Annotated in this window: 11 protein-coding genes and 4 tRNA genes; 1 reads left to right on the top strand and 14 read right to left on the bottom strand. The window is 51.7% G+C overall.

Annotated elements, in window-relative coordinates:
- Window positions 1–76: 76 nt before the first annotated feature.
- The 12 genes from rpoB to ACUW6V_RS20350 all read right to left on the bottom strand — a co-directional run bounded on the left by rpoB (window position 77) and on the right by ACUW6V_RS20350 (window position 9830).
- On the bottom strand, window positions 77–4105 hold the full coding sequence (rpoB, locus tag ACUW6V_RS20405) for a DNA-directed RNA polymerase subunit beta (RefSeq protein ID WP_004387078.1): 4029 nt from the start codon (window positions 4103–4105) through the stop codon (window positions 77–79).
- 317 nt (window positions 4106–4422) lie between these two features.
- On the bottom strand, window positions 4423–4791 hold the full coding sequence (rplL, locus tag ACUW6V_RS20400) for a 50S ribosomal protein L7/L12 (RefSeq protein ID WP_004387079.1): 369 nt from the start codon (window positions 4789–4791) through the stop codon (window positions 4423–4425).
- A gap of 66 nt (window positions 4792–4857) precedes the next feature.
- Complete coding sequence (rplJ, locus tag ACUW6V_RS20395; protein ID WP_004387080.1) at window positions 4858–5355, bottom strand: 50S ribosomal protein L10; 498 nt, start codon at window positions 5353–5355, stop codon at window positions 4858–4860.
- A 291-nt stretch (window positions 5356–5646) separates the two neighbouring features.
- Entirely contained in the window at window positions 5647–6351 is a 705-nt protein-coding gene (gene rplA, locus ACUW6V_RS20390; RefSeq protein WP_004387081.1) for a 50S ribosomal protein L1, read from the bottom strand.
- A gap of 3 nt (window positions 6352–6354) precedes the next feature.
- Entirely contained in the window at window positions 6355–6783 is a 429-nt protein-coding gene (rplK, locus tag ACUW6V_RS20385; protein ID WP_004387082.1) for a 50S ribosomal protein L11, read from the bottom strand.
- A 150-nt stretch (window positions 6784–6933) separates the two neighbouring features.
- On the bottom strand, window positions 6934–7479 hold the full coding sequence (gene nusG / locus ACUW6V_RS20380; RefSeq protein WP_001287521.1) for a transcription termination/antitermination protein NusG: 546 nt from the start codon (window positions 7477–7479) through the stop codon (window positions 6934–6936).
- Between the two features lies 1 nt (window position 7480).
- A complete protein-coding gene (gene secE / locus ACUW6V_RS20375; RefSeq protein ID WP_004387083.1) occupies window positions 7481–7864 on the bottom strand; it encodes a preprotein translocase subunit SecE in 384 nt (127 codons plus the stop codon).
- 234 nt (window positions 7865–8098) lie between these two features.
- The gene (tuf, locus tag ACUW6V_RS20370; RefSeq protein ID WP_007872666.1) at window positions 8099–9283 is read right to left on the bottom strand and encodes an elongation factor Tu; all 1185 of its coding nucleotides are present in this window, start codon (window positions 9281–9283) and stop codon (window positions 8099–8101) included.
- Between the two features lie 112 nt (window positions 9284–9395).
- Window positions 9396–9471 (bottom strand) — tRNA-Thr (locus ACUW6V_RS20365).
- A 6-nt stretch (window positions 9472–9477) separates the two neighbouring features.
- Window positions 9478–9552 (bottom strand) — tRNA-Gly (locus ACUW6V_RS20360).
- Window positions 9553–9660: 108 nt separating this feature from the next.
- Window positions 9661–9745, bottom strand: a tRNA-Tyr gene (locus tag ACUW6V_RS20355).
- A 9-nt stretch (window positions 9746–9754) separates the two neighbouring features.
- Window positions 9755–9830, bottom strand: a tRNA-Thr gene (locus ACUW6V_RS20350).
- A gap of 551 nt (window positions 9831–10381) precedes the next feature.
- On the opposite strand from ACUW6V_RS20350, the gene coaA reads away from it, so the two are divergent.
- A complete protein-coding gene (gene coaA / locus ACUW6V_RS20345) occupies window positions 10382–11332 on the top strand; it encodes a type I pantothenate kinase (protein WP_004386160.1) in 951 nt (316 codons plus the stop codon).
- A gap of 36 nt (window positions 11333–11368) precedes the next feature.
- On the opposite strand, the gene birA is transcribed toward coaA, so the two are convergent.
- Both birA and murB read right to left on the bottom strand, forming a co-directional pair.
- Window positions 11369–12331 (bottom strand): bifunctional biotin--[acetyl-CoA-carboxylase] ligase/biotin operon repressor BirA, encoded by a 963-nt coding sequence (gene birA / locus ACUW6V_RS20340; RefSeq protein WP_007872665.1) that lies wholly within the window; start codon window positions 12329–12331, stop codon window positions 11369–11371.
- Complete coding sequence (gene murB, locus ACUW6V_RS20335) at window positions 12328–13356, bottom strand: UDP-N-acetylmuramate dehydrogenase (protein WP_041460623.1); 1029 nt, start codon at window positions 13354–13356, stop codon at window positions 12328–12330. Before murB ends, birA begins: the two co-directional genes overlap by 4 nt.
- Window positions 13357–13591 lie beyond the last annotated feature (235 nt).

Raw genomic sequence — 13591 nt, 5'->3', positions numbered from 1 at the left:
GGATTGGCTCCCGTCGGAGTTAGCACATTCCGGCGTCGGGTGTTACCCCGACGCCAGTGACCTGTTTGAGCGAGAATTACTCGTCTTCCAGTTCGATGTTGATGCCCAGCGAGCGAATCTCTTTCAACAGTACGTTGAACGATTCCGGCATGCCCGGTTCCATCTGATGGTTGCCATCCACGATGTTCTTATACATCTTGGTACGGCCGTTCACGTCATCAGACTTAACGGTAAGCATTTCCTGCAGGGTGTAGGCGGCGCCGTAAGCTTCCAGCGCCCACACTTCCATCTCACCGAAGCGCTGGCCACCGAACTGCGCCTTACCACCCAGCGGCTGCTGAGTAACCAGGCTGTAAGAACCGGTGGAACGAGCGTGCATCTTGTCGTCAACCAGGTGGTTCAGTTTCAGCATGTACATGTAACCTACGGTTACCGGACGCTCGAACTGTTCACCAGTACGGCCATCGAACAGGGTGATCTGACCGGAAGTCGGCAGGTCGCCCAGCTGCAGCAGCTCTTTAATTTCAGCTTCTTTCGCGCCGTCGAATACCGGCGTGGCAAGCGGCATACCTTTACGCAGGTTTTCAGCCAGACGCAGTACTTCGTCATCGCTGAAGGTGTTCAGGTCAACTTTCTGACGAACATCCTGGCCGAGGTCGTAAGCTTTCTGGATGAATTCACGCAGTTTCGCGACTTCTTCCTGACGCTTCAGCATGGCGTTGATCTTATCGCCGATACCTTTCGCCGCCATACCCAGGTGAGTTTCCAGGATCTGACCGATGTTCATACGAGACGGTACGCCCAGCGGGTTCAGTACGATGTCTACCGGCGTGCCGTTTTCATCGTAAGGCATATCTTCGATCGGGTTGATCTTGGAGATAACACCTTTGTTACCGTGGCGGCCTGCCATCTTATCGCCCGGCTGGATCTGACGTTTAACGGCCAGATACACCTTAACGATCTTCAGCACGCCCGGCGCCAGATCGTCACCCTGGGTGATTTTGCGGCGTTTCGCTTCGAGTTTCTTCTCAAACTCGTGCTTCAGTTCGTCGTACTGCTCAGCCAGCTGTTCCAGCTGATTCTGTTTCTCTTCGTCGGTCAGGCCGAGTTCCAGCCAGCGGTCGCGCGGCAGTTTGTCGAGCTTCTCGGCTTCAACGCCGCCTGCGATCAGTACAGCGCGAATACGGCTGAACAGACCGGCTTCGAGGATCTGCAGTTCTTCAGACAGGTCTTTTTTGGCCTGCTTGAGCTGCATTTCTTCGATTTCCAGCGCACGTTTGTCTTTTTCCACGCCATCGCGGGTAAAGACCTGAACGTCGATAACCGTACCGGAAACGCCGTTCGGCACACGCAGAGAAGAGTCTTTAACGTCAGACGCTTTCTCACCGAAGATAGCACGCAGCAGTTTCTCTTCCGGCGTCAGCTGGGTTTCACCTTTCGGCGTTACCTTGCCCACCAGAATGTCGCCGCCGGTCACTTCCGCGCCGATGTAGACGATACCGGATTCATCCAGTTTGGAGAGCGCAGCTTCACCCACGTTCGGGATGTCAGCAGTGATCTCTTCCGGCCCCAGTTTGGTATCACGAGATACGCACGCCAGTTCCTGGATGTGAATCGTGGTGAAACGGTCTTCCTGGACAACACGCTCGGAAACGAGAATGGAGTCTTCGAAGTTGTAGCCGTTCCACGGCATGAACGCTACGCGCATGTTCTGACCGAGCGCCAGTTCACCGAGGTCGGTGGACGGACCGTCTGCCAGCACGTCGCCGCGCTCAACCGGTTCATTCAGAGACACGCACGGCATCTGGTTGATGCAGGTGTTCTGGTTAGAACGGGTGTATTTGGTCAGGTTATAGATGTCGATACCTGCTTCGCCCGGGTACATCTCGTCTTCGTTAACTTTGATAACGATACGGGACGCATCCACGTACTGAACGATACCGCCACGTTTGGCCACGGCGGTTACGCCGGAGTCAACGGCAACAGCACGTTCCATACCGGTACCTACCAGCGGCTTATCAGCGCGCAGGGTCGGAACCGCCTGACGTTGCATGTTCGCACCCATCAATGCACGGTTGGCGTCATCGTGCTCAAGGAACGGGATCAGGGACGCACCGACAGAAACCACCTGCTGGGTGGAAACGTCCATATAGTCAACCTGGTCTGCGCTGAAGAGGCTGGATTCGCCTTTGCTGCGGCAGGTGACCAAATCATCGGCGAAGCGGCCTTCTTCGGTCAGGTTGGTGTTCGCCTGCGCGATAACGTAGTTACCTTCTTCGATAGCGGAGAGGTAATGAATTTCATCAGTCACCACACCGTCGGTCACTTTACGGTACGGCGTCTCAAGGAAGCCATACTCGTTAGTCTGCGCGTACACGGACAGGGAGTTGATAAGACCGATGTTCGGACCTTCCGGCGTTTCGATAGGACATACGCGACCGTAGTGGGTCGGGTGTACGTCTCGAACTTCGAAGCCTGCGCGCTCACGCGTCAGACCACCCGGGCCGAGTGCAGAGATACGACGCTTGTGCGTGATCTCAGACAGCGGGTTGTTCTGGTCCATAAACTGAGAAAGCTGGCTTGAACCGAAGAACTCTTTCACCGCCGCGGAGATAGGCTTGGCGTTGATCATATCCTGCGGCATCAGGGTATCCAGATCGCCCAGAGACAGACGCTCTTTTACCGCACGCTCTACACGCACCAGGCCAACTCGGAACTGGTTTTCCGCCATTTCGCCAACGGAACGGATACGACGGTTGCCGAGGTGGTCGATATCGTCCACTTCGCCTTTACCGTTACGGATATCGATGAGCTTCTTCATCACGTCGATGATGTCAGCTTTGCTCAGGATACCGGAACCTTCGATCTCGTCGCGCAGCAGAGAACGGTTGAACTTCATGCGGCCTACCGCAGACAGATCGTAACGATCTTCAGAGAAGAACAGGTTCTCAAACAGGCTTTCTGCCGCTTCACGCGTCGGCGGCTCGCCAGGACGCATCATGCGGTAGATCTCAACCAGCGCGCTCAGGCGATCGGTGGTCGGGTCGACGCGGACAGTCTCAGAAATATAGGGGCCGTGGTCGAGGTCGTTGGTGAACAGCGTCTCGATACGTTTGTGACCAGACTGGCTCAGTTTCGCCAGCAGATCCAGGGACAGTTCCATGTTGGCCGGGCAAATCAGCTCGCCAGTGGAAGCATCCACATAATCTTTCGCAGCGACTTTACCGGCGATGTATTCAACCGGAACTTCGATGTGTTTGATTTCGTCTTTTTCGAGCTGGCGGATATGACGCGCAGTGATACGACGGCCTTTTTCTACGTAGATTTTGCCGTTTGCTTCGATATCAAAGGACGCGGTTTCACCACGCAGACGCTCCGGAATCAGCTCCATCTGCAGCTTGTTGTCGCGGATTTCGAAAACCACTTTCTCGAAGAACAGGTCAAGGATCTGCTCAGTGGTGTAATCCAGCGCGCGCAGGATGATAGTTGCCGGCAGCTTACGACGACGGTCGATACGGACAAACAGGTTGTCTTTCGGATCGAATTCGAAGTCCAGCCAGGAGCCACGGTAAGGAATGATGCGTGCGTTATACAGCACCTTACCAGAGGAGTGGGTTTTGCCCTTGTCGCTGTCAAAGAACACGCCCGGGCTACGGTGCAGCTGAGAAACGATAACACGCTCAGTACCGTTAATGACAAAGGTACCGTTATCGGTCATGAGCGGGATTTCGCCCATGTAAACTTCTTGCTCTTTGATGTCTTTAACGGTGCCTTCCGGCGCTTCGCGCTCGTAGATCACCAGACGCAGCTTAACGCGCAGCGGTGCCGAATAGGTCACGCCACGGATTTGGCATTCTTTAACATCAAAAACCGGTTCGCCAAGACGGTAGCTGACGTATTGCAGTTCCGAATTGCCGCTGTAGCTCTGGATCGGGAATACGGAGCGGAAAGCTGCTTCCAGGCCGTACTGACCCTCAGGATCTTGCTCGATAAATTTCTGGAACGAGTCAAGCTGGATAGAAAGGAGATAGGGAACATCCAGAACTTGTGGACGTTTACCAAAATCCTTACGAATACGTTTTTTCTCGGTATAGGAGTAAACCATAGGGTTCCTCAGCTCGCTGACAAGTCGACCCACTCTGTCCATCGAAGGGACAGTTTATGCAACACCATTTTGTTGACCGAAAAGTGGAACACTTTTCGCAATACCTGTTGCTATCACGCTTAAACCATTTCATTGCGATTTACACAGTGCCGAAACCCTGTCGCAGTATATTAAGTCGTCGATAGAAACAAGCATTGACGGGTAACCAGCAGTAAAACAGTGTGAAACGCTACTGGTCCCCTAGCGCAAAAAGGCTGGTGACCAAAAAGTCACCAGCCATCAGCCTGATTTCTCAGGCTGCCACCAGAAGGGTTGGCTTATTTAACTTCAACTTCAGCGCCAGCTTCTTCCAGAGATTTTTTCAGAGCTTCAGCGTCATCTTTGCTCACGCCTTCTTTCAGAGCGGCCGGAGCAGATTCTACCAGGTCTTTAGCTTCTTTCAGACCCAGGCCAGTCGCGCCACGTACTGCTTTGATAACAGCAACTTTGTTAGCGCCAGCGGCTTTCAGAATAACGTCGAATTCAGTTTTCTCTTCAGCAGCTTCAGCCGGGCCAGCAGCAGCAACAGCTACAGCAGCAGCAGCGGAAACACCGAATTTTTCTTCCATTGCAGAGATCAGTTCTACAACGTCCATTACGGACATAGCGGATACTGCTTCAATGATTTGATCTTTAGTGATAGACATTTAATTGTTCCTGAATATCAGAATAAGTTTTATACGTAAGCAAATGCGTTGCGAGAGTAAGCGCTATTAAGCAGCTTCTTTTGCGTCGCGTACAGCAGCCAGAGTACGAACCAGTTTGCCGGCAGCGGCTTCTTTCATGGTCGACATCAGACGTGCAATTGCTTCTTCGTAAGTCGGCAGAGTTGCCAGGCGATCGATCTGGGACGCCGGGATCAGCTCACCTTCAAAGGCAGCGGCTTTAACCTCAAATTTTGCATTCGCTTTCGCGAACTCTTTGAACAGACGAGCAGCAGCGCCCGGGTGTTCCATAGAGTATGCAATCAGGGTCGGACCAACGAACGCGTCTTTCAGGCACTCAAAAGCAGTACCTTCAACAGCACGGCGCAGCAGGGTGTTACGAACAACACGCATGTATACGCCAGCTTCGCGACCTGCTTTACGCAGTTCGGTCATTTTATCTACGGTTACGCCACGGGAATCCGCAACAACCGCAGACAGCGCGCCTTTGGCTACTTCGCTGACTTCAGCAACAATCGCTTGTTTGTCTTGAAGATTTAAAGCCATTAGCTTTTGCTCCTGGATTTTAGCCGGGACACGTCCCGGAACTCACTTCACTCAATCATACGAAAGAGCGTCGAAATACGGTGAGCAGAAACAAGCCAAAGACTACTTAAAAAATATTCTTCAGGTTCTGTCACCGTCTACGCAGGGAATTAAGCTTCTTACGAAACACCTGCGGTCTTGGACGGAGGCCTGGATAAGGCCAGGCTCCAACCGAAAATCTTTTGTGCTCTGCTTAGCAGAACAATGGGCGTAAGATTGTAGACAAATCCGACGCCCACGTAAAGAGGCGAATTAGTTCGCCGCTGCGCTCAGACCAGACTGGTCTACCGCAACACCTGCGCCCATGGTGGTGGACAGGCTAACTTTCTTGATGTACACGCCTTTAGCAGAAGACGGTTTTGCTTTTTTCAGAGCAACCAGCAGCGCTTCCAGGTTTTCTTTCAGTTTGTCAGCGTCGAAATCCACTTTACCGATGGTGGTGTGAATGATGCCGTTTTTGTCGTTACGGTAACGAACCTGACCCGCTTTAGCGTTTTTAACCGCTTCAGCAACGTTCGGCGTTACAGTACCAACTTTCGGGTTCGGCATCAGGCCACGCGGACCCAGAACCTGGCCCAGCTGGCCAACAACGCGCATTGCATCCGGGGAAGCAATAACAACGTCAAAGTTCATTTCGCCTTTCTTGATCTGCTCAGCCAGATCTTCCATACCTACCAGCTCAGCGCCAGCCGCTTTAGCAGCTTCAGCGTTCGGGCCCTGGGTAAATACGGCAACGCGAACAGAACGGCCAGTACCGTGCGGCAGTACAGTCGCACCACGTACGTTCTGGTCAGATTTACGAGCGTCGATGCCGAGGTTTACAGCAACGTCAACGCTTTCTACGAACTTAGCGGTAGCCAGTTCTTTCAGCAGAGTGATGGCTTCGTTGATGTCGTACTGTTTGGTCGCATCAACTTTGTCACGGATCACACGCATGCGCTTGGTCAGTTTAGCCATTTCTTAGTCCTCCACTACCAGGCCCATGGAACGTGCAGTACCTTCGATGGAGCGAGTCATCGCTTCAATGTCGGCGCCAGTCATGTCAGCAGCTTTGGTCTGTGCGATTTCCTGCAGCTGAGCGCGGGTAATGGTACCCACTTTGTCTTTGTTCGGCTTACCGGAACCAGACTTGATACCAGCCGCTTTTTTCAGCAGTACTGCTGCCGGCGGGGTTTTGGTAACGAAGGTGAAAGAACGGTCAGCGTAAACGGTAATAACAACCGGAATCGGCAGACCTTTTTCCATGGAATCCGTCTTCGCGTTGAACGCTTTACAGAATTCCATGATGTTAACACCCTGCTGACCCAGAGCCGGACCGACCGGCGGGCTCGGGTTAGCCATACCAGCTGCAACCTGCAGCTTAACGTAGGCTTGTACTTTCTTGGCCATGAAAATTTCCTCAGTTGGGTCTAGCGCCTCGGCGAGGCTCCCCGTGATTAAAATGTTTTATGGGTTGGCCCCATAAAAACAAAAGGCGCGAAATTGTATTCCAATCTCGCGCCCTGTGCAACGGTTAACCGCTGCTTTTTCGAACTCAGCTTACGCTTTTTCTACCTGGCTGAAATCAAGCTCAACCGGCGTAGCACGACCGAAGATAGAAACCGACACTTTCAGGCGGCTCTTCTCGTAATCGACTTCTTCCACCACGCCGTTGAAATCAGCAAACGGACCGTCGTTAACACGAACCATCTCACCTGGCTCAAACAGCGTTTTCGGACGCGGTTTGTCGCCAACCTGCTGCAGGCGGTTCATGATAGCGTCAACTTCTTTGTCGCTGATTGGCGCAGGACGATCAGACGTACCGCCGATGAAACCCATCACGCGAGGTACGCTACGCACCAGGTGCCAGCTTGCGTCGTTCATGACCATCTGAACTAACACATAACCGGGAAAGAATTTGCGCTCGCTTTTGCGACGCTGGCCGCCACGGATTTCCACTACCTCTTCGGTAGGAACCATGACTTCGCCAAACAACTCTTCCATGTTGTGTAATTTGATATGCTCGCGCAGCGACGTTGCTACGCGGCCTTCAAAACCGGAAAACGCCTGAACGACGTACCAGCGCTTTTTAGGTGCTTCAGACATCTCAGAACCTCAGGCCAGTGATAAAGGATACCAGGCGGACCAGAATACCATCCAGCCCCCACAGGATCAGTGACATAACTGCGGTCACTGCAGCCACGATTAATGTGGTGTGCAACGTTTCCTGGCGAGTCGGCCAAATAACCTTACGGACTTCGGTTCTCGCTTCACGGGCAAAGGCGACAGTAGCTTTACCTTTTGTCGTCAACAGCGCGACACCACCCGCTGCAGCAATAAGAATAACTACCGCAAGAGCACGCAGCGGCAGAGTCACCTCACGGTAAAGAAAGTTGCCTACGATAGCTACGATCAGCAGCGCAGCGACAACCAACCACTTCATCACTTCCAGGCCGCGCCCGCTTCCCTGAGCTTCGGTATTCGCACTCATAAACCAACCTGTCATAGTAAATCAGACAAACATTTTTGCCCCGCACGTGCGAGGCAAGCCAGACCGAATTGCTCTTTTTACATTGCGCTTCGGAGTTACGCTATCTGCAGAGCCTGTCTCAGCAATGATTATGTGGAATAAATCACTGATGAGCCAGGTTCTGGGCCGAGAGCGTGCAAAAAGGGCATCAAATGATGCCCTTTTATTGCGCATTGCGTCAAATGTTATCAGCGATTAGCCGAGAACTTTAGCAACCACGCCCGCGCCAACGGTACGGCCGCCTTCGCGGATTGCGAAACGCAGACCGTCGTCCATCGCGATCGGGTGGATCAGGGTAACAACCATTTTGATGTTGTCACCCGGCATTACCATCTCCACGCCTTCCGGCAGTTCGATGGTGCCAGTCACGTCAGTTGTACGGAAGTAGAACTGCGGACGGTAGCCTTTGAAGAACGGAGTATGACGGCCGCCTTCATCTTTGGACAGAATGTACACTTCAGATTCGAACTTGGTGTGCGGCTTGATGGAGCCCGGCTTAGCCAGTACCTGACCACGTTCGATTTCTTCACGTTTGATACCACGCAGCAGAACACCTACGTTCTCGCCCGCACGGCCTTCGTCCAGCAGTTTGCGGAACATTTCAACGCCGGTACAGGTGGATTTCGCGGTGTCTTTGATGCCCACGATTTCAACTTCTTCACCAACCTTGATGATACCGCGCTCTACACGACCGGTAACAACGGTACCACGACCAGAGATGGAGAATACGTCTTCGATCGGCAGCAGGAACGGCTTGTCAATCGCACGCTCCGGTTCCGGGATGTAGGAATCCAGGTGACCTGCCAGTTCGATGATTTTCGCTTCCCACTCAGCGTCGCCTTCCAGCGCTTTCAGAGCAGAACCACGAACGATCGGGGTGTCGTCGCCCGGGAAGTCGTACTGAGACAGCAGCTCACGCACTTCCATCTCAACCAGTTCCAGCAGCTCTTCGTCATCAACCATGTCGCATTTGTTCAGGAACACGATGATGTACGGAACGCCTACCTGACGACCCAGCAGGATGTGCTCACGGGTCTGCGGCATCGGGCCGTCAGTCGCAGCAACAACCAGGATAGCACCGTCCATCTGAGCAGCACCGGTGATCATGTTTTTCACGTAGTCGGCGTGGCCCGGGCAGTCAACGTGCGCGTAGTGGCGAGTCGGGGTGTCATATTCAACGTGAGAGGTGTTGATGGTGATACCACGAGCTTTTTCTTCCGGCGCGTTATCGATCTGGTCGAATGCACGAGCAGAACCACCGTAGGTTTTCGCCAGAACGGTAGTGATGGCAGCGGTCAGCGTTGTTTTACCATGGTCAACGTGGCCGATAGTACCGACGTTAACGTGCGGTTTTGTACGTTCAAACTTTTCTTTAGACATCGATTGTCCCTCTAAGACACGGATAAATCGGTGGTATCACCACATCAACCAGGCGTTTGCCTGAATTTGTTGAATACATCTACAGAAGAGAAACAGGGAGGAGATTGAGAAGTGGTGCTGATAGGCAGATTCGAACTGCCGACCTCACCCTTACCAAGGGTGCGCTCTACCAACTGAGCTATATCAGCACATCCTGGAGCGGGCAGCGGGAATCGAACCCGCATCATCAGCTTGGAAGGCTGAGGTAATAGCCATTATACGATGCCCGCATCCTGAAACTCGGCTACCCAGTTCTTTCTGTACAAAAAAGAAATTCTTTTTTGCTTGAGCTGGCAGGCTTACCGACCAACTCTGGCATCGCAGCGCGAAGCCGAAAATGGTGGTGGGGGAAGGATTCGAACCTTCGAAGTCTGTGACGGCAGATTTACAGTCTGCTCCCTTTGGCCGCTCGGGAACCCCACCTGAACTTGATGGTGCCGGCTACCGGAATCGAACTGGTGACCTACTGATTACAAGTCAGTTGCTCTACCTACTGAGCTAAGCCGGCATCAAGTAGCGCGCATTCTAGGAATAGCGGCGCGCGCATGCAACAAAAAAATTGCTTAATCCGCTCTCTTGCTCACATTTTGCGCATCAACGCGCATTTCTGATGCCTTTTCAGCCACTCATGGTGAAATAATCCACACCTGGCGGCAGCATTTGGTGGGTGGTCAGGCTAAGAAACAAAACGCCAGCTCGTTCTTTAATGGGTAAAGGCGACGTATTGCTCTCTCTTTTGCGTCAAAAGTGCTGCTGATTTAAGCATTACAATTACTGCTTTAATCGTCTCGTTCGCCGTTGAGTGTTATCTCAGTAGAAAGATAACCCCACACAGGCGGACAAGCTTTATACAATTAAGGTTAAGAAGCGTGATGCTTTTCGGAGAAAGGAAAGTGAGGAAGATTTTTTCTTATTATTCCTTTTGATCTGGTGTTACCCTCCTGCCCATTGTGAAATTCTCGCTTACCCGGCGTGCCATTAAGCGGTCTACGATGAAAGCATCACAGCGCTGAGCAAAGGGTTTTCATTTTGTCCTGAATGACAGGCAGAAGCATGCTTATGAGTAATAAAGATCAAATCTTAACGTCCCCCTATCTCCAGTTTAACCGGAGCCAGTGGGCTGCCTTGCGCGACTCCGTACCGATGACGCTTACTGAAGGCGAAATCGCGCGCCTGAAGGGTATTAACGAAGACCTTTCTCTTGAAGAAGTCGCGGAAATTTATCTGCCGCTATCGCGTTTGCTTAATTTTTATATTAGCTCTAACTTACGCCGGCAGGCTGTACTCGAACAATTTCTTGGCACTAATGGCCAGCGTATTCCTTATATTATCAGCATTGCAGGTAGCGTTGCGGTAGGTAAAAGTACGACTGCCCGCGTATTGCAGGCGCTGTTAAGCCGCTGGCCTGAGCATCGTCGCGTTGAGCTGATTACCACCGACGGCTTTCTACATCCGAACGCGGTTTTAAAAGAACGCAATCTGATGAAGAAGAAAGGCTTCCCTCAGTCATACGATATGCACCGCCTGGTTAAGTTCGTTTCTGATATCAAGTCAGGCGTGCCGAATGTCACCGCGCCGGTTTATTCACACCTCATTTATGATGTCATTCCTGATGGGGATAAGGTCGTTAATCAACCGGATATTCTTATTCTTGAAGGTTTGAACGTGCTGCAAAGCGGTATGGATTATCCTCACGATCCGCATCATGTTTTTGTTTCAGACTTCGTCGATTTCTCTATTTATGTTGATGCGCCAGAAGATTTACTGCAACGCTGGTATATCAACCGTTTTCTGAAATTCCGTGAGGGCGCGTTTACCGATCCTGACTCTTATTTCCATCACTACGCCAAACTGTCAGAAGATGAAGCGGTTAATATCGCAACGCAGTTATGGAAAGAGATTAACTGGTTGAACCTAAAAGAGAATATCCTTCCGACACGTGAAAGGGCCAGCCTCATCATGACCAAGAGCGCGAACCATGCCGTCGACTGTGTCCGCTTAAGGAAATAAGGCAGGAATGAAAAAAGGGAGCCTGGCTCCCTTTTTTCATTCTGCGCTGCGTAATGAAATCTCGCCGCCCATCCAGGGCTTTATCACGCCGTTTTGTTCCAGCAGTAACGCACCCTGATTATCTATACCACGAGAGATACCGTATATTTCGCGATCGCCGATAATGAGTTTGACCTGACGATGAATAAAATTGTCCAGTTTTTCCCAACGCGATAAAAAGGGAGCTAACCCTTCCTGTTCAAACTCCCGCAGCGACGCGCGTAGTTTTTCTATCAACCTGACGGCCAGCTCATTTCTGTCGACTTTAATTCCCGCTTCCTGAAGGTTTATCCAGCCCTGATTCACGATATCGCTTTCGACCTGACGCATCGCGAGGTTGATACCCGCGCCAATAACAATCTGTGCCGCATCTCCGGTTTTACCCGTAAGCTCGACGAGAATACCCGCCAGTTTTCTGTCATGTAAATAGAGATCGTTTGGCCATTTTACCCGCACCTGCGCGGCACCAAGCTCATGAAGCACTTCAGCCATAACAATGCCGATAACCAGGCTTAAACCAATGGCGGCAGCTGGTCCCTGTTCAAGGCGCCAATACATGGAAAGATAAAGATTTGCTCCAAACGGCGAGAACCATTTGCGGCCACGACGTCCGCGACCTGCCTGCTGATACTCCGCGATACAGGCATCGCCTGATTCAAGCTCAGAAAGCCTGTCCAGTAAATACTGGTTTGTGGAGTCGATAACCGGCAGCACCGTTACCGATCCCGATTTAATATGGGAATGAATAAAAGATTCGTTAAGCAACTGAATCGGGCCCGGCAGGCTGTACCCTTTACCCGGCACCGTAAAGACATCAATGCCCCAGTCACGCAGCGTCTGGATATGCTTATTGATAGCAGCACGGCTCATCCCCAGCTTTTCGCCAAGCTGCTCACCAGAGTGAAATTCGCCGTCAGCAAGAAGCGAAACCAGTGTTAACGGAATAGTATTATCTTTCAAGAAATCGTCTCCACAGCGTTTACCTCACCCACCGCACCAATAAAACGGACTTCAGGCTCCAGCCAGATATTGAATTTTTCGCCGACGCGCTGACGGACTTCATGCGCGAGTTTTACGACATCCTCACTGGTCGCATTATGCTCATTGATTAGCACTAGTGCCTGCTGACGATGCACCGCCGCGCCACCGACGCGATGACCTTTCATTTCACAGCGATCGATAAGCCAGCCTGCAGCCAGTTTTACCTTTCCATCATTTTGTGGGTAACGTGGCGCATCTGGATAATGTATAAACAGCGCACTGGCCTCTTCAGCAGTAATAACCGGGTTTTTGAAGAAGCTGCCTGCGTTACCATATTCCTTCGGATCGGGAAGCTTTGTTTGACGCATATGGCATACCGCATCAAAGACCTGCCGGGGCGTGACGGTATCAGCGGACAAGCGCGTCAAATCGCCATAAGTCAGTACCGGTGACCATACTTTAGGAAGACGAAGCCCTATACCTGTAATAGCGTATCGATTCTGGTAATCATGCTTAAAGATGCTATCGCGATAACCGAAGCGGCAGTCACTGTTACCCAGACGAACCGACTCACCCGATGCCAAATCAATGCAGTCCACATACAGACATAATTGTTTGAACTCTACGCCATAAGCGCCAATGTTTTGAATCGGTGACGAACCCGCGCATCCTGGAATAAGCGCCAAATTTTCAAGGCCGGCCATATTATGATCCAGCGTGAATTTTACGAGACGATGCCAGTTTTCACCCGCGCCAGCATGTATTAGCCAGGCATCATTATGTTCTTCAATCTGGATACCCATAATACGGTTAAGAATGACCGTGCCGTTGAAATCATCAAGAAACAGCACGTTGCTCCCCTCGCCCAGAATTAAAACCGGCCGGGAAACTGCTTGCGCCTGCTGCCATGCATCAGCCAGCGCCCCGGCAGTATTCGCCGTCACGATCTGCTGCGCGCGTTTTTCAATACCAAATGTATTGTAAGGTTTTAGGGAGTTATTCATGCCATTAGTCCTGATGTCAAAACCCGGACAGTTTAACCGATTAGCAGGTTTATAGCTTCTCTGCGAAAGGATGAGCACACAAAAGGGGAGGAGAACGAGGCTTATTTTTTGATATACAAGGGAAGGCTTATAAAACTCAAAAAACAAAAACCCCTCAGCGGTGCTGAGGGGTTCTTTTATTTGATGCCTGGCAGTTCCCTACTCTCGCATGGGGAGGCCCCACACTACCATCGGC

Source organism: Cronobacter sp. 153480017-3 (assembly GCF_053627815.1).
Note: the sequence above shows the minus strand (reverse complement) of the source record. Positions and strands in the feature narration are given on the sequence as shown.